Genomic DNA, 16,172 nt, shown 5'->3' with positions numbered 1-16,172 from the left:
GTCACAATGGCGCCCATGACGTGGACCATGACCCCCGAACGCTTCGACTCTCCCGACGCGAGCGCCCTGCGCCGCGACTACTACGACGAGGTCGCCAGCCGTTACTGGCAGCGGCCCGCGACCGCCGAGGAGATCGACGAGGGACTCTCCGGCGACGGCGCCGACCTGCTCACGGGGCCGACCGGCGCGTTCGTCGTCGGCAGATTCGGCGGAAAGCCCGCGTCCTGCGCCGGGCTGCTCCTGGTGGATGCGGACACCGCGGAACTCACCCGCGTGTTCGTGCGCCCCGAGTTCCGTGGCACGGGCGGCGGCGGGTTGCTGCTGGCGGCCGTCGAGAGTGCGGCGCGTGCCTTCGGCGTACGGCAGATCCGGCTGGACACCCGCAACGATCTGGTGGAGGCGCGCGGGCTGTACGCCAAGCACGGATACCGGGAGGTGCCCGCGTTCCATCGGCGGCAGTACGCGGAGCACTGGTTCGCCAAGGAGCTGTGACCCGGGCGCAGTGACCGGGAGCTGTCGTCCGGCCGGGGAATCCCCGGGCCCGGGTCAGAGAGCGTGGTCCCGCCTCGGCTCCGGACAGCGCGGCTGTTCCCTGCTCGATCCGGTCGTCTCGGCGGTCAGCTCCTCGACGAGTCCGACCAGGTCGGTCGGCCGCTCCGGCCCCCACCAGTCGCCCAACAGCTCGGCCAGCAACTCCTCTCGCGCTTCCGCGAGCTTCTCCACGGCCTCCGAACCGCGGCCGGTGAGCACCAGCTGCACCCCTTCGCGCCGGGCCAGACCGCGCTCCTCCAGCTGCCGCGCCGCATCGCTGATCACGCGCACCGGTACAGGGGTGGCGTCGGCGAGCAGCGCGGGTTCGACGGCGCCGTGGCGCTTGATGCGCAGCAGCATCCAGCTGGCCGCGGGCAGCAGGTCGTACCCCGCACGCTCGGTAATCCTCACATAGACGTCGCGGCGCCCCTCGCGGGTGGCGAGCACCGACAGGGCCCGTGCGCATTCGTCGTACGAGGACCGCTCGACCGGATTCGAGGCCAGGGTCTCGGTGCTGTCGGGAGCCGTCACCGAGCCGCGCAGCCTGTCCTCCTTGAGGAACCAGGCGATGACGAAGGCGACCAGGACGACGGGCGCCGCGTACACGAAGACGTCGGTGATCGAGGTCGAGTACGCGTGGAGCACCGGGGCCCGCAGCGCGGGCGGCAGTTGGGAGATGGCGCGCGGGTCGGCGGCCAGTCGCCCGGCGTCGATGCCCGGTGGCAGCGTGACGCCCGAGAGGGCCGCGCCGAGTTTGCCGGTGAGCCGGTTGGTGAAGATCGTGCCGAAGACGGCGACACCGAACGAGGCACCGATGGAGCGGAAGAACGTGGCCCCGGAGGTCGCGACGCCGAGGTCCTCGTACGTGACGGCGTTCTGCGCGACCAGCACGAGGACCTGCATCACCAGACCGAGCCCGGCACCGAAGACGAAGAAGTAGGCGCTCATCTGCCAGGTGCTGCTGTACTCCGTGAGCCGGTGCAGGAGCTGCAGGCCGATCGCGGTGATGCCGGTACCGAGGATCGGGAAGACCTTCCACCGGCCCGTACGGCTGACGATCTGACCGGACACGGTCGAGGTGAGGAGAAGACCGAGCACCATCGGCAGCATGTGCACGCCGGACAGGGTCGGTGAGATGTTGTGCACGACCTGCAGGAACGTCGGCAGATACGTCATCGCTCCGAACATCGCGAATCCGATGACGAAGCTGATCACGGCGACGAGGCTGAAGGTCCGGATCCGGAACAGTTTCAGCGGCAGTACGGGTTCGGCGGCACGCCGCTCGACGTAACCGAAGGCGATCAGCAGCATCACACTGACAACGGCGAGTCCGACGATCTGCGCCGAGCCCCAGGCCCAGGTCGATCCGCCCAGCGAGGCGACGAGAACCAGGCAGGTGGCGACGGAGGCGATGAGGAAGGTGCCCAGGTAGTCGATGGTGTGCTTGGCCTGACGGACCGGGATGTGCAGCACGGCGGCGATGACGAGCAGGGCGACGACGCCGATCGGCAGGTTGATGTAGAACACCCAGCGCCAGCTGAGGTGTTCGGTGAAGAGGCCGCCGAGCAGCGGTCCGAGAATGCTCGTCATACCGAAGACCGCACCGAACAGCCCCTGGTACTTGCCGCGTTCGCGCGGGGCGACGAGGTCACCGACGATCGCCATCGAGAGCACCATCAGGCCGCCGCCGCCGAGGCCCTGGAGACCACGGAAGGCGATCAGTTGCGGCATGTTCTGGGCCATACCGCAGAGCGCGGAGCCGATGAGAAAGATGACGATGGCGATCTGGAAGAGCTTCTTGCGGCCGTACTGGTCGCCGAGCTTGCCCCAGAGCGGGGTCGCGGCGGTCGACGCGAGCAGATAGGCGGTGACCACCCAGGACAGATGCTCCAGGCCGCCGAGTTCGCTGACGATGGTCGGCAGGGCGGTGGAGACGATGGTCTGGTCGAGTGCGGCAAGCAGCATGCCGAGGAGCAGGGCACCGATGGCGATCAGGACCGTCCGCTGGGAACGGCCTTCGCCAGGGGCCAGGGCCGGGGGGTTCAGCTGGTGGGCCATGAACATCTCCTCGGTTCCGCTACATCCCATCCTGGCCGTTGTGGACGGTTATGGCCTGTTGGGGCATCACCGTGGCGGACTGCATAATCGCAGGCAGTTCAAGGGGAGGGACCCACAATGACCGGACATGTCTGCCCGGAATGCGGCACGGACGACAGAGCTATGGATGCATGGGACGGGGGACCGCACGGCAGACCCGCCGCCGGGCCCCGGTGCGGGTGCGCGGAGCGCGCGGCACGGCGTGCGGCCGAGCGGGCGGAGACCAAGGCGGCGGAGGACTTCGATCCCCTGCGGATCCGGCCGTACGTAACACTGGGGGGCGACGAGGTGCCCGCGGACGCCTCCTCGGCGGACGCCGCCATGACGATGCCGCTCTTCCTCGACCGGGCAGCGCTGGCGGATCCGCCGCCTCAGTCGCCTCTGTCGCCGGAGAGTGCCGGCGAGGATGATCCGCGTACGGACGCCATGACCGTGGACCTGGCGGGCCCGGTGGACCCGGTGCGGCCACGCCGCCGACGGCCCTTCGCGGTGCTCGCGGTCGGCGCGGCCGTGGTCGGCGTGGTGGGCACCGCGGCGTTCGCCGGCGGCCTGTTCGGCGGCGGGAACGGGGACTCCGAGCGCGACCGCGCGCTCCCGAGTCCCCAGGTGTCGAGCGTCCCCGATGCGCCCCTTTCACCGGACGCATCGCCGTCGGCGTCCGCGTCCTCCTCCGCGTCCTCCTCCGCGTCGGCTTCGGCATCGCCGTCCGCATCCGTCTCCGCGTCGGCGAGCACCTCGCTCTCCCCCTCCGCATCCGCTGCCTCTTCGCGCCCGCCCGCCCCGTCGGCATCGGCGACGGTCTCGCAGCCCACCGGGACCTCGACGGCTCCGCCGCTCGGGAAACCGCTCGGCCCCACGCTGCAGCGCGGCGACCACGGCCCCGAGGTGGCCGAGCTGCAACGGCGGCTGCAGGAGGTGTGGCTCTATCAGGGACCCGACAACGGCAACTACGCGGACCGGGTCGAGAGCGCCGTACGCGTCTATCAGTCACACAAGTCCATCGAGGGCGACCCGCCGGGTGTCTACGGCCCGAGCACCCGGAGCGCGCTGGAGGCGGAGACGACGGGTCGTGGTCAGTCCTGAGGAGTGGGCCGGCCCCGGGGAGCCGGCCCACTCCTCCCGTATTCGGGAAGGGATTCGCTTTCGCGGGCACGTTTTTGTATCGTGATGGAACAAAGTGGTCCTCGCCCGCACCCCCTGACCAGCGGGCGGGACCACTTGTTCTCTTCACCCCACGCCGCCCGCCTCCCCCCGCGCCCTGGAGCCCGCCGATGCCGGCCACCGTCCTCACCGCACGTGCCCTCCTGCTCGACATGGACGGCACACTCGTGAACTCCGACGCGGTGGTGGAGCGCTGCTGGCGGCGCTGGGCGCTGCGGGAGGGGCTGGACCCCGAGGCCGCACTCAGGGTGGTCCACGGGCGGCAGGGGTACGCCACGATGGCGGCACTCCTGCCCGACCGGCCGATGGAGCAGAACTACGCCGACAACCGGGTCATGCTCGCCGAGGAGACCGCCGACACCGACGGCGTGGTCCCGATCGGCGGTGCCCCGGCCTTCATGGACGCGATCGCCACGCTCCCGCACGCTCTGGTGACCTCCGCCGACGAGGCGCTCGCCCAGGCCCGGATGACGGCGGCCGGACTGCGGATGCCGGGCACCCGCGTCACGGCGGAATGCGTCGGCGCCAGCAAGCCCGACCCCGAGGGCTTCCTCAAGGGTGCGGCCGAACTGGGCTTCGCCCCGGCCGACTGCGTCGTCTTCGAGGACTCGGAGGCGGGTATCGCCGCAGGCCGGGCGGCCGGGATGCGCGTCGTGGGCGTGGGCCCGCGCGCCGCGGCACTGGCGCCGGATGCGCACGTCGGGGATCTGACGCAGATCCGGGTGGAGGCGTCGGCCGACGGCTCGATCCGTCTGCACATCCGTGCCCTCTGAACCCTGGGAAGACCTCCCCGGGGTTCAGAGGAGCTCACAAAATGGGCGCCCGGCTCGCGGCGCCTTGCGATCGCACGCACCAGACGCCGCGAGCTGACCGGACTCCCATCTTGTGAGCTCCTCTCAGTCGCGGCTCAGCCGCCCCCGCGCCACCAGTTCCAGCACCGTGGCAACAGCCACCGCCTGTACGGCCATCAGCGCCACCAGTACGAACAGTTGCACGGCCCCCGCCTGAACCGGTGAGGCGCCGCCCAGCAGCATGCCCACGAACGCCCCGGGCAGCGTGACGAGCCCCACCGTCCGCGTCTGGTCCAGCCCCGGCAGCAGCGCGTCCGACGCCGCGGGCCGGGCGATCTCCAGCCGGGCATCGCGGTCGAGCAGCCCGAGCGCCATCCCCGCCTCCACCTCCCCGCGCCGCGTGGTCAGTTCGTCCAGCGCCCGCCGTCCGCCGAGTACGGTCGCGGTGAGCGCGCCCCCGATGAGAATGCCCGCCACCGGGATCAGCGCGATGCCCCGGACCGGCAGGAGCCCGGTGAGCAGCAGCAGGGCGACCACCGGCGCGACCCCCGCGGCGATCGGCACAGCCGCCCACCACCAGGTGCGGTTCCCGGTGATCCGACGTCCGGCGGTCCGTACCGCCACGGCATACATCAGCGCCACGAAGCAGAGCAGCGGCGGCAGCGAGCGGACCACCCAGCCGATGAGCACGGAGACGGCGGCGAGTTGGACGGCGGCGCGCAGCCCTGCGAGGACGATCTCGCGCGACCGGCCGAGCGAGGCCCAGGCGGCGACGGCGGCGGCCGCCGCGAGCAGTACGGCGAGGACGATGCCGAGCGTGATGTTGACCGGAAGCAGCACGCGGCAACCATAAGACCGACCGGCCTCGGCATCCGCGACCTGTCGACACGTCAGTCCCCGCTTCCTCATATCCCTCGCGTACGGGCCCGGACACCCCCCATGGGCCGCGAACATCCGCGCAGGCCCGCACATTTCCTTCCGTACGGCCTCGCACCGCAGACCGGTCCACCCCAGCCCTTGATGTGACGTGCCCATGTCGCCACCCTGTTACCTGGCGCCCACCCCACAGAAACCTGGCGCCGCCACGATGGCCGGGCTGCACAGGTCGCCCGTCCAAGGTTCCCCCACATCAAGGGAGTTCGCATGTCAGGTGTCTACGCGCGTCGCATAGGCATGGTCGTCGCATCCGCCGCACTTGCCGCAACCACGGGGCTGCTCACCGCACCCACCGCCCAGGCGGCCATGCCCACCCCGGTCAGCGCCTCCACCGCCCGCACCTATCTGAGCGAGCTGACGGTGTCGGCGGAAGGCTCATCGACCGGCTACAGCCGGGACAAGTTCCCGCACTGGATCACCCAGTCGGGCACCTGCAACACCCGCGAGGTCGTCCTGAAGCGCGACGGCACGAACGTGGTCCAGGACTCCAGCTGCGCCGCCGTCAGCGGCAGTTGGTACTCGGAGTACGACGGAGCCACCTGGGCCGCCGCCTCCGACCTGGACATCGACCATATGGTCCCGCTCGCCGAGGCCTGGCGTTCCGGCGCGAGCAGCTGGACCACCCCCCAACGCCAGGCGTACGCCAACGATCTGACGCGCCCACAGCTCATCGCGGTCACGGACAACGTCAACCAGTCCAAGGGCGACAAGGACCCGGCCCAGTGGCTGCCGTCGCGTACCGCGTACCGGTGTACCTACGTGCGCGCCTGGGTGCACGTGAAGCACTACTACAACCTGACCGTCGACTCCGCGGAGAAGAGTGCGCTCCAGTCGGTCCTGAACGGCTGCTGACCCCGGAACCGCCCGACCCCTCTCCGTCGTTCCGTACGGTACGGAGCCGCCCGTACCGTCCGGGCCCGTGAGCTCCGTCCGTGCGGGACGACGCGAGGAGGGCACGTCATGGCCGGGCTGCGCCTGGGACCACTGCTGCGATACGTCGACTGGGAGACGGGCTCCACCGCGACCGTCTGGGTGGAGGCCGACCGGCCCACCACGGCCGAAGTCCGATGCGCGGACGGCGCCTCCGGCTCGTCCCGGACGTTCGCGATCGCCGGTCACCACTACGCGCTGGTGGTGGTGACCGGTCTGACCCCGGACTCGACCACCGCGTACGAGGTGCTGCTCGACGGCCGCCGGGTCTGGCCGCTCAAGGACTCCGGCTTCCCCGCGAGCACCATCACCACGCCGCCGGCATCGGCCGATGACACCGGGGACCGGCCCGTCCGGATCTCCTTCGGGTCCTGCCGCTGGGCGGCTCCGCCCTCCGGCGAGCCCGACACCATCGGCCCCGACGCCCTGGGCGCCCTCGCCGCCCGGCTCGCCGCGGACCCCGGCGCCGTACGCCCCGACGTACTGCTCCTGCTCGGCGACCAGGTGTACGCCGACGAGACGTCGAAGGCGACCCGCCGCCGCCTCGCCACACGCCGGGACCTGAACGAACCGCCGGGCGCCGAGGTCGCGGACTACGAGGAGTACACCTACCTCTACGACGAGTCCTGGCGTGACCCCGAGGTGCGCTGGCTGCTCTCGACCGTCCCCAGCTGCATGATCTTCGACGATCACGACGTCGTCGACGACTGGAACACCAGCGCCGCCTGGCTCGCCGACGTCCGGGCGACCCCCTGGTGGCACGAGCGGATCGTCAGCGGGCTGGCCTCGTACTGGGTCTACCAGCACCTCGGCAATCTCTCCCCCACCGCCCTGGCCGCGGACCCGCTCTACGCCGAGGTGCGTGCCGTCCCGGACGGCACGGAGCCACTGCGCCGTTTCGCCGCCGAGGCGGACGCCGAACCCGCCGGTACCCGGTGGAGCTACCGACGTGCTTTCGGCCGAGTGCGGCTGCTGATGGTGGACAGCCGCGCGGCACGCGTGCTCGACGAGGAGCGGCGATCGATGCTCGACGCCGAGGAGGCACGCTGGGTGCGCGAGGAGGCGCTCGCCGACCCCGGCTCGTACGACCACCTCCTGATCGGTACGTCGTTGCCGTGGCTGCTTCCGCCGCTCGTCCATGACGCGGAGGCGTGGGACGCCGCGCTGTGCCGTGGCGAGCGGGGTGGGCCCGGCGGGCGCTGGGCGCGGTTCGGCGAGAATCTGCGCCGCCGCTCCGACCTGGAACATTGGGCGGCGTTCCCCGCCTCGTTCCGCCGGCTGACCGAGCTGATCCGGGAGGCGGGAAGCGGCCCGGACGCTCCGGCGACGGTGTGCGTCCTGTCGGGCGATGTGCACCACGCGTACATCGCGGAGCCCTCGTGGCCGGCCGACGGCCCGGGAGGTGCGCCCGAAGCGCGCATCCTGCAGCTGACCTGCTCCCCCGTGCACAACTCGGTACCCGGTGCACTCAAGGCGGGATTCCGCTTCGGCTGGAGCCGGGCGGGACGGTGGCTGGGGCGAGCGCTGGCGCGGCACGGACGGACGGGTCCGCCACCGATCCAGTGGCAGAAGGCCGGTGGACCGTGGTTCGGCAATCAGTTGATGACCCTCACCCTGCGTGGCCGGAAGGCTGCACTGGTATTGGTTCAGGCCACAGGGAACGGTGCGGGCGCGCAGCTGGAGACGGTGCTGGACCAGGAACTGACCACCGGCGCGTAGGCAGTTTTCGACCGCCCAACAGAATGTTGAACTTGCAAGCACTTGCCGGTTTCCCTGGCCCGAGGCGCTCAATCGGTTCACTTCCCCACCGGACCGAAGGCGCTCTCCCCGCCCTGCGGAACGACGCGGACCGCGGTGAGGACCGCGCCCGCGTGCCGGCGCCGTCGGTCACGGCCCGATCCGAGACCTGGTCCCGGATGCCCTGCCCCGTGCCGACAGTGGGGACAGGGCGCCACTCCCCCACGGTGCAGATGTGACGCGTGAGGTACACAACATCCTCCGGACTCCGATGATGTTCAGGTAAACGGCAGGCGTACGCTGTACAGCTGGCCCTGCCGCTCCTGCCGCTCCCCTGCGACGTCGCGGCGTTGAAACGAATCGGGGAGTAGAAGGTGCTTGAGAGTGTGGGTGCGCTGACCGGCAGCCCATGGATCTATGCGGTCGTCGCCCTCTCGGTGCTCCTGGACGTCTTCCTGCCCGTCCTCCCCAGCGGGGTCCTGGTGATCACCGCTGCGACAGCCGCCGCCGCAGGCTCGACCACGGTCGTGGGCACGGCAGGCAGCCCCGGAGAGGTCCCCCAGGTGCCGTCGCTCCTCGCCCTGATCCTGAGCGCGGCCGCCGCCTCGGTGCTCGGCGACCTCGTCGCGTACCGGCTGGCCTGGCGCGGCGGCGACCGTCTGGACCGGGCGATAGCCCGGTCCCGCCGCCTCACCACCGCGCAGGAACGCCTCGGCGCGGCTCTGAGCCGCGGCGGCGGCACCCTCGTCGTCATCGCCCGCTTCGCGCCGGCCGGCCGCTCGGTCGTCTCCCTGGGCGCGGGCGCCGCGCACCGCAAGGTGAAGGAGTTCCTGCCCTGGTCGGCACTGGCCGGGGTGGCCTGGGCGGGCTACAGCGTGGGCCTCGGCTACTTCGGCGGCCAGTGGCTGGGCGCGACATGGCTGGGTACGGCGGTCTCGGTCCTGGCCCTGTTCGTGGCAGGCGCCCTCGCCGCGTACCTCATGCGCCGCCCCGGAGCGGCGGCTGCGACGGCTTCCGCTCCAGCACCCGCTTCGGCTTCTACGGCGTCCTGACGGCCGCCCCCCGCACCTCAAGACCGTCCATCAGTCTGGCGGTCGCTGCGGCGATCTCGTCCACGGCCCGGTCGAACACCTCCTGGTTGTGCGCGGCCGGAGCCCGGAAGCCGGACACCTTGCGCACGAACTGCAGGGCGGCCGCCCGGATGTCCTCCTCAGTGGCCTCCTCGGGGATGGCGGGCGGGCGAAGGGTCTTGATGCTGCGGCACATGACTCCAGTGTGGACCGCCCCACTGACAACGGGCCGGGACACGGGACACCCGGGTCAGCTCAGTTCGATGGCGGGGAGCTCATAGCTGCCGTCGATGATCGCGCGCCCCGGCATGCAGAACCTGAGCACGGGCCGGAACTTTCCGTCGGGCGCGGGCAGCCAGTTCGCCGCTGCGGCAGGGTCCGTGGGCGGCTCCTTGCTGATGTGGACCGTCAGCGACCCGTCGGCCCCGCGCACCAGCCCGGGGGTGCGGTCCCCGAGCGAGTGCCGGCCCGCCGGGTGCGCGACGGGGTGGTGGTCCGGCGCGTCGTACATGGTCACGGACCAGAACGCTTCCACCGGCGGCGGCTGCTCGAAGCGCATCACATAGGCGTGCGCACCGCTCAGCGGATTGCCGTCGGCGTCGTGGGAGGTGCGGGCGCACACCGCCTCGTACCCGTGGCACCCCCACAGAGCCACGCGCGCCGCCACCGCTCTGACCAGGTAGGACGCCTCCCGGTCGGCGATCTTCCACTCCGGGGAATCGATCGTCCCCACCCCGAAGTGGTCGAGATTGTAGTCGAAGAGATGCGGATCCATCTCCCATCCCCCGCCCGTCACCGTGCTCGGCCGGGCGGCCGCCTCCACCCGCTCCCTGCCCTGCGCCATCCCCGCGATGAGTACGCGGACGAGGGCGGAATCGGCGGACACGTACGGCGAGGGCCCCTCCTCCAGCAGCCCCAGCGGCTGGAACCGATCCTGGTACGCACAGTCGGCGGCGGCCGGTGGAAAGTCGGCCATCCACACCCTGAGCTGCTCGAAGAACCTCAGCTCCGCCGGTACGTCGGGTTCGGGCGCCGGTAGCCCCGTCCGGTGCGTGCCGGGTTCGAGATACGTGAGCGTGTACTGCTCCTGGAGCGCCCGCACCCGCGTCATGTCGTCCGGACCGTCGAGAACGTTGCGCCCGACGACAGAGACGACGGAGGTCGGCGCATCGATCACCCCGCACAGCCCGCCGGGCTCCCTGCCCGACCAGCCCGGCGGCACGATGAGCCAGTCACCCGCGCCCGTGCCGGTGGCCCGGCGCCCCACGTAGGCGAAGTTGTTGGTCCAGGCGTCCACGAACTGCAGCACGTAGTAAGCCCCGCCGGTGTCCGGGGCATGCAGCCGGATCGGCCCTCCGGACAGGTCCAGCTGGGCGATCGAATGAGCGGTGTCGTTGTCGACGAAGACGGCATGCACATCGGGGCCGGCCCATGGCCCCGCGTGCGCGAAGTGGTTGAACGGGGTCGGCGCCAGCGGGCCGAAGCCCTCCTGCATCGATCTCTCGACCGCCGACAGGTCGACGACCAGCGGATACCCGTACACGTACGCATCGGCGGCCAGAGCGACCAGGTCTTCCCCCTGCCCGTTCGGTTCGCCCATCACCTGCACGCCTTCCCTGTCACGGCCGCTCACGGTGAGCTCCGCAGCAGCGGACAGCCCCGCATCCAGGCCTCCTCTGCCGCCGTCGCACGCGCCGCCCCCGCCGTTCCGGCCGCCACTAGATGACCGCCTTCGAAGGGGCGGTACACAGGGCCCAGATCACGAACCCGTCGATCGCGATGGAGATGATCGCCCAGATCGGCTGGTAGGGCAGCCACAGGAAGTTGGCGATCATGTTGAGCGCAGCCAGCACGACACCCGTCGCCCGGGCCCAGCCGGCACCCCTGAGAATGCTCCAGCCGACGAGCGCGAGAATCACGCCGAGCGCGAGGTGGATCCAGCCCCAGCCCGTCACATCGAACTTGAAGGTGTAATTGCTGAGGCGCGCGTAGACATCGTCGGACGCGATACCGGATATCCCCTTGATGACGCCCATGACGCCGTCCACCATCAGCAGAACACCGGCGAACATGACTCCCCCGGCCGCCCAGGGATTCTCATCCAAGGTGGCGGAGGTGCGGCGGTAGCCGGGGGCGGGAGCAGGCTGTGCCATGGAGGTCTCCTTGGCCGGAGCGGAACAACTGACCGAATCCGACCCTGCGTGGCACCCGCCCGCGCGACCACCCGGACGCGTCCGTACGGGTGACGGCGTCGACGTGGCGTCAGTCGTGAAAACAACTGTGAATACCCGGTGGCGGGCACAGCGCCCAGTTGCGAAGATCGCGGCGTGGATGTCTTCCTGGAAACCGAACAGCTCGTGCTGCGCCCGTTCACCGACACCGACGCCGACCACCTGTTCGCACTGGACAACGACCCCGACGTCATGCGCTTCATCAACGGCGGCCGGCCGACAAGCCGCGAGGCGATCCATGGGCAGACCCTGCCACGGCTCCTCCACGACTATCCGTGCTTCGGTACCCGTGGCTACTGGGCTGCGGAGGAAAGGGCCACCGGGACCTTCCTGGGCTGGTTCGAGTTCCGCCCCCTCGACGACCACAGCCCCGCCGTGGTCGAACTCGGCTACCGGCTGAACAAGGCCGCCTGGGGCAAGGGTTATGCCACGGAGGGGTCTCGAGCCCTGATCAGCAAAGGGTTCACAGACCTGGGGGTGGAGCGGGTCACCGCGAACACGATGGCGGTGAACACGCGATCCCGGCGTGTGATGGAGAAGGCGGGCCTGTCATTCCTCCGGGACTTCACCGGGGACTGGCCGGAGGCAATCGCGGGATCCGAGCATGGCGAGGTCGAATACGACCTGGTCCGGGCCGACTGGGAGCAGCGTCGGTAGCCGTCAGCTGCGCAGCCGGATCCTGCGGCTCCGTTCCGTACGGGTTCCCAGGTGATCAACAACTCTTGACTATTGCCCTGAAGACGGCGGCGAGGTGGAGTCCGGCGAGTTAGATGGTCTCCTTGAGCTCGTTGATGCAACGCTTCCTTAGGATTTCCCGAAGCATGCCGACCAACAGATGGGGTGGGAGATGGCAGGTCGGGTCACAGCGGTGAGCAGCAACGGGGCGTACTCGTTCAGCAAGCCCAATCGTGAGTCCGTCACGCTGCTTGCGGGCCTTGGCGTCGAAGGGGACGTCCACGCGGGGGAGACGATCCGCCATCAGTTCCGCATGACCTACGAGCCGGACCTGCCCAACCTGCGTCAGGTACACCTGATGCACGAGGAACTCTTCGACGAGCTCGCGCTCAAGGGCTTTGCCGTCTCTGCGGGCCAGCTCGGCGAAAACATCACCACCCGTGGTGTTGACCTGCTCGGCCTTCCTACCGGCACCCTGCTACACCTTGGCGAGCAGGCGGTGGTGGAGGTGACGGGGCTACGCAACCCATGCGCGAAGATCAACGACTTCCGGCAGGGCCTGCTCGGAGAGGTCTTCGTCCTCGATCCCGTCTCGGGGGACTTCACTTTCAAGTCCGGCATCATGGCCGTGGTGCGCCATGGCGGCCCCGTCCGCCCGTACGACCCCATCGAGGTCGAGCTCCCGCCGACCCCGCACCGTCCTCTGGAGCGCGTTTAAGGGGGACTCTCTGTACTCGGTGCGGGCGGACGTGGCTGAGTTGCTGGAACTATGCGTCAGCGGGGACCTGGACGACGAGTGTGCCGACGGTGAGGCCGTACGGCTCCCAGCTCGCCGACAACTGCACCGGCCTGCTGTCTGTTGGTGTCAGCTGTTGATGTCGGCCGTCTCGGTGTCGAAATTCCTCGCGGCGACGCTGTCGATGGGCGCTCAGGGAGGGCCCCAGGCGACATAGCCCACGTTCATCCTGATCACCGTCGAGCGGAAATTATCGACGCGGAGTCGAGCAATCGGCGCCGTAGACCTCAGCCCGCCGTCATGCGCGGCGACTGCTGGAGACAGCGACGGAAGAGCTGACCCGCATCACGGCCAAAGCCAGCGTGGCCGGCCTCGTCGGCAGCATCGCGTACGTGATGCATCACTGGCGTCAACCAGCCCTGGATCAGGCCCTGGCGATATTCCTGCCCGGCATCGGCTCCGCGAGTGCTGTCCGCCATTCAGGCGCACCGAAGGCGTCCGCGAAGTACTGCGTCTCGTGCACCACATGCCCGTGGGCAAATTCCATAATGCTCACCGAGTAGGTGGGCACCCCGTCGTACGTGATGACACACTCGCTCACCCACAGATCCCCGCTGCCAACGATCCGGTGGACGGTGAAGTGCCGGCTGGCAGGGTGCCCCCCACGTTGCTCCGAAATCGTCGCGCGGCCCCGGAATCGTTCACCTGACTGGGGGTAGTCGAGGATCGCGTCCGCAGCGTAGATGGCGTGCTCGGCTTCGGTATCCCCACGTTCCGATGCCCGCCAGTGTTCCGCGAGTGCGGCCCTGGTCCGGATATCAGGATCCATCGCATTGTCCCATCTGCAGGCGGCCGGAGCGATCCGGGGACCTGGGAACGCTTCGAGGCTTCCTCCCAGGGCGCTGGACTATTGAACGTCATGGGCAATGGTGACAGTTTAGACCGTCCAACGCAGCGACTCGGCTTCAGGAAAGCTGCGGATCAAGATCGGACAACTCGTGATGCGTGGAAATGCTTAGTGCCCAGTCCGGCGACACGTTCAGGTGAGAACGCTTCTGCGGCATGCAGCCGAGCAATACCTTCTGCGCTGCTTAATAAGTACTGCCACTCGAACTACTACCACCACGACGTGCGGCACGGCTCGAGCGTGAAGTTCGCCGGCACCAAGTTCTCGTCGGTCGTGGAGGCTAATACTCCAGTTGTAGAGCGTGATCTTGTGTCTTGTGGCGGCGAAGGTTGAGCGCGTGCCTCCCGGCAACGGGAGTGCCTCGGCCTGACCGGAGGCGCCGTGGCGTTACTTGTTCTGGCAGGCCCTGGCTTTGAACTCCGCTATGGGGACGGCGATTACGGATTCGTCACCGTTGTCCGAGATGTTGTCGTAGCGGACTTTTTCCGGGGTGAGCCGGTCCCGGTCGGTCAAGGTGAAGGAGACGCTGCTCGATGACCACGAGTTGTCCTTGGTCCAGCCGTAGAGGACATAGGTGGTCCTGGAGGTGAGCGGAGCGAGAGGTCTGGTCGCGGTCCAGCCGGCTGCAGGAGAATCGAGGGTCCAGGTGGCGAGACCGGCCGTGAGGGGGCGGTCGACGGTCCATGAACCGACCGTCACCGTCTTGTTGACGTCGGCGCTGTCCACGTAGAGGGTCGCGCCATCGATCCGATGCCCGCAGACCATCATGACGCCGAGCAGATGGCCGTCGCCGGTCACGGAGATGCCGGCGACGGTATCGACGGGAACCGTGCACCCTGAGGTTGCGGCCAGGGCCACGCCGACCGCGACGGCACCGACGAAGCGCCGGAACACCGGCCGTGAAGTGGTCGACCACATGATGAGCCCCCTGCCCCGGGGGGCATGGGGCCCCCGGCTCCCGGATGATAGGCGGCGAGCGGCGTCGGGCGCAGCGTCGCCACCCACCCGTTGCGCGCTCGTTGTTGCCTTGTAGTTGCTTGGCTGCGTCAGCCCAACACGGCGCCGATGACCGGCACCTTCTGCCCAACCATCGGTGTCATGCGGAACGGGTGCGGCCACCGGTGATCATCGGTGTGTGAAGACAGAAGATCAGGCGGTGACCTCCCGTGAGCCCCGCTCGACCTGGCGCGGTTGTGGCACGGGGAACTTCCGATCCGTAGCGCAAGCCAGACCGGTCATGCACGGTCGTTCCGGTAGTTGATCGGTCAGCACCGACCGCTGCCGGGCACCTGCCGCCGCTGTGGTTGCGGTACAGCGCCGCTGTACGCCGGCCTCCGGCCCCGACTTTCACATCTGACGCCCGCACACTGCTCCGGGGGCCGTTGCGGGGGCGCTTCGTTGTCACGCTTTCGGGAAGTCCCTGGCTTTGATCTTCGCCATCCGCCCGTCGGGATGGTGCCAGACGATGCCTTCGCACCCGTCGGCGCCGGCCAGGGCCACTACAGTGCTACGGATGCCCTCGAACGTCAGCTCCGGCACTGAGACGTGCTGCGCCGCGGCGTGCTCGACAAGCCGGTGAGCATCGACACCCTCAGGATTTCCGTTCACCTTCGGGCCGATCAGCTCGAAGGTCCCGGCGGACAGCCCGCCCGGACCGGCCGCCTGAAGGGCCTCTGCGTGGAACTTCGCGAACGATGACTGGTCGATCGGTTCCCAACCGATGGTCTTGCCTGTCTCGGTGTCGACGGAGAGGACTATGTAGTTCCGCGGTACCGACTTGCGGGGCTTCACCTCGCGACGCGCCCACCAGTTGCCTGCTTCGTCGAGCATCACGCAGGTGCCGTCGTACTTGCGCGTTGCCTGCCCTTCGCCGGAGAGCACCCATGCGCAGCCGGGCGTCACCTTGGGCAGGACGTGCGCGGGGTTGTTGTCGAAGTCGCGGACGAACATGGTGGGAATCTTCTGCATTCCGGGATCCTGTCGGTTGACCGGCTTGCGCGCATCGGAATTTCGTTCATGCCGCGATCCGCCGCTCTGCCATGGGCAGTCGCAGAACCTCGCTGTGCCCATACTGCTCGCCGCATCCGGGGCAGCCGAGCTCGACTGCACGGCCGTCTCGGATGGCCCAGCCTCGGAACAGCCGCAGGGCCTCACCGAGGTTGAACGGACCGCGGGGCGCCTGGAAGACACCGTCGTGCACCTTCGTCGTGATCAAGATCTAGGGCGTGTTTCGAAAGTCCCGCCTGCCAGACGACGCCTGGCACGCACGCTCGCTGCGTTGTCGGGCTCGCCCCGATACACCCAGTATCGGGGCGACCCTCCGCCTTGCGATCGCACGCACCAGACGCCGCCAGGCCCGCCCTACGGGCG

Annotated in this window: 17 protein-coding genes; 8 read left to right on the top strand and 9 right to left on the bottom strand. The window is 69.4% G+C overall.

Annotated features, from left to right (window positions below; genetic code table 11):
* Positions 1 to 15: 15 nt before the first annotated feature.
* On the top strand, positions 16 to 492 hold the full coding sequence (locus tag AB0915_RS10385) for a GNAT family N-acetyltransferase (RefSeq protein WP_366690674.1): 477 nt from the start codon (positions 16 to 18) through the stop codon (positions 490 to 492).
* A 54-nt stretch (positions 493 to 546) separates the two neighbouring features.
* Here AB0915_RS10385 and AB0915_RS10380 read toward each other — a convergent pair whose 3' ends face one another.
* The gene (locus AB0915_RS10380; RefSeq protein WP_366690673.1) at positions 547 to 2,589 is read right to left on the bottom strand and encodes an MDR family MFS transporter; all 2,043 of its coding nucleotides are present in this window, start codon (positions 2,587 to 2,589) and stop codon (positions 547 to 549) included.
* A gap of 162 nt (positions 2,590 to 2,751) precedes the next feature.
* On the opposite strand from AB0915_RS10380, the gene AB0915_RS10375 reads away from it, so the two are divergent.
* Both AB0915_RS10375 and AB0915_RS10370 read left to right on the top strand, forming a co-directional pair.
* A complete protein-coding gene (locus AB0915_RS10375; RefSeq protein ID WP_366690672.1) occupies positions 2,752 to 3,711 on the top strand; it encodes a peptidoglycan-binding domain-containing protein in 960 nt (319 codons plus the stop codon).
* Positions 3,712 to 3,899: 188 nt separating this feature from the next.
* Entirely contained in the window at positions 3,900 to 4,562 is a 663-nt protein-coding gene (locus AB0915_RS10370; RefSeq protein WP_366690671.1) for an HAD-IA family hydrolase, read from the top strand.
* A 123-nt stretch (positions 4,563 to 4,685) separates the two neighbouring features.
* Here the strand turns inward: AB0915_RS10370 and AB0915_RS10365 are convergent, their stop codons facing one another.
* Positions 4,686 to 5,420, bottom strand: coding sequence for an ABC transporter permease (locus tag AB0915_RS10365; protein ID WP_366690670.1), 735 nt, complete (start codon positions 5,418 to 5,420; stop codon positions 4,686 to 4,688).
* A gap of 303 nt (positions 5,421 to 5,723) precedes the next feature.
* On the opposite strand from AB0915_RS10365, the gene AB0915_RS10360 reads away from it, so the two are divergent.
* The 3 genes from AB0915_RS10360 (at position 5,724) to AB0915_RS10350 (ending at position 9,235) form a co-directional block, all read left to right on the top strand.
* Positions 5,724 to 6,368 carry an HNH endonuclease family protein gene (locus AB0915_RS10360; protein WP_366690669.1) on the top strand — a complete coding sequence of 215 codons (645 nt, stop codon included), beginning with the start codon at positions 5,724 to 5,726 and terminating at the stop codon, positions 6,366 to 6,368.
* Between the two features lie 108 nt (positions 6,369 to 6,476).
* Positions 6,477 to 8,165 (top strand): alkaline phosphatase D family protein, encoded by a 1,689-nt coding sequence (locus tag AB0915_RS10355; RefSeq protein ID WP_366690668.1) that lies wholly within the window; start codon positions 6,477 to 6,479, stop codon positions 8,163 to 8,165.
* Positions 8,166 to 8,557: 392 nt separating this feature from the next.
* Positions 8,558 to 9,235, top strand: a complete 678-nt coding sequence (locus AB0915_RS10350) for a VTT domain-containing protein (RefSeq protein ID WP_366690667.1) — start codon at positions 8,558 to 8,560, stop codon at positions 9,233 to 9,235.
* Here AB0915_RS10350 and AB0915_RS10345 read toward each other — a convergent pair.
* The 3 genes from AB0915_RS10345 to AB0915_RS10335 all read right to left on the bottom strand — a co-directional run bounded on the left by AB0915_RS10345 (position 9,222) and on the right by AB0915_RS10335 (position 11,406).
* Complete coding sequence (locus AB0915_RS10345) at positions 9,222 to 9,449, bottom strand: DUF2277 domain-containing protein (RefSeq protein WP_266986097.1); 228 nt, start codon at positions 9,447 to 9,449, stop codon at positions 9,222 to 9,224. The genes AB0915_RS10350 and AB0915_RS10345 overlap by 14 nt on opposite strands.
* Positions 9,450 to 9,503: 54 nt before the next feature.
* Positions 9,504 to 10,853 carry a DUF1254 domain-containing protein gene (locus AB0915_RS10340; protein WP_366690724.1) on the bottom strand — a complete coding sequence of 450 codons (1,350 nt, stop codon included), beginning with the start codon at positions 10,851 to 10,853 and terminating at the stop codon, positions 9,504 to 9,506.
* 118 nt (positions 10,854 to 10,971) lie between these two features.
* Complete coding sequence (locus tag AB0915_RS10335) at positions 10,972 to 11,406, bottom strand: hypothetical protein (RefSeq protein WP_366690666.1); 435 nt, start codon at positions 11,404 to 11,406, stop codon at positions 10,972 to 10,974.
* A 174-nt stretch (positions 11,407 to 11,580) separates the two neighbouring features.
* Between AB0915_RS10335 and AB0915_RS10330 the strand changes: the two genes are divergently transcribed.
* Positions 11,581 to 12,141, top strand: a complete 561-nt coding sequence (locus tag AB0915_RS10330) for a GNAT family N-acetyltransferase (protein ID WP_366690665.1) — start codon at positions 11,581 to 11,583, stop codon at positions 12,139 to 12,141.
* 190 nt (positions 12,142 to 12,331) lie between these two features.
* The gene (locus AB0915_RS10325; protein ID WP_366690664.1) at positions 12,332 to 12,877 is read left to right on the top strand and encodes an MOSC domain-containing protein; all 546 of its coding nucleotides are present in this window, start codon (positions 12,332 to 12,334) and stop codon (positions 12,875 to 12,877) included.
* Between the two features lie 442 nt (positions 12,878 to 13,319).
* Here AB0915_RS10325 and AB0915_RS10320 read toward each other — a convergent pair whose 3' ends face one another.
* The 4 genes from AB0915_RS10320 to AB0915_RS10305 all read right to left on the bottom strand — a co-directional run bounded on the left by AB0915_RS10320 (position 13,320) and on the right by AB0915_RS10305 (position 16,017).
* Positions 13,320 to 13,724, bottom strand: a complete 405-nt coding sequence (locus AB0915_RS10320; RefSeq protein WP_366690663.1) for a nuclear transport factor 2 family protein — start codon at positions 13,722 to 13,724, stop codon at positions 13,320 to 13,322.
* A 465-nt stretch (positions 13,725 to 14,189) separates the two neighbouring features.
* Positions 14,190 to 14,720 carry a hypothetical protein gene (locus AB0915_RS10315; protein ID WP_366690662.1) on the bottom strand — a complete coding sequence of 177 codons (531 nt, stop codon included), beginning with the start codon at positions 14,718 to 14,720 and terminating at the stop codon, positions 14,190 to 14,192.
* 483 nt (positions 14,721 to 15,203) lie between these two features.
* Complete coding sequence (locus AB0915_RS10310; protein WP_366690661.1) at positions 15,204 to 15,770, bottom strand: DUF5565 family protein; 567 nt, start codon at positions 15,768 to 15,770, stop codon at positions 15,204 to 15,206.
* Positions 15,771 to 15,816: 46 nt separating this feature from the next.
* Positions 15,817 to 16,017, bottom strand: coding sequence for a hypothetical protein (locus tag AB0915_RS10305; protein ID WP_366690660.1), 201 nt, complete (start codon positions 16,015 to 16,017; stop codon positions 15,817 to 15,819).
* Positions 16,018 to 16,172: the final 155 nt, after the last annotated feature.

The organism is Streptomyces sp. NPDC048411, from assembly GCF_040704695.1.
Taxonomy (GTDB): domain Bacteria; phylum Actinomycetota; class Actinomycetes; order Streptomycetales; family Streptomycetaceae; genus Streptomyces.
The sequence above is the reverse complement of the archived record's forward strand: the minus strand, read 5'-3'. Positions and strand labels throughout refer to the sequence as shown.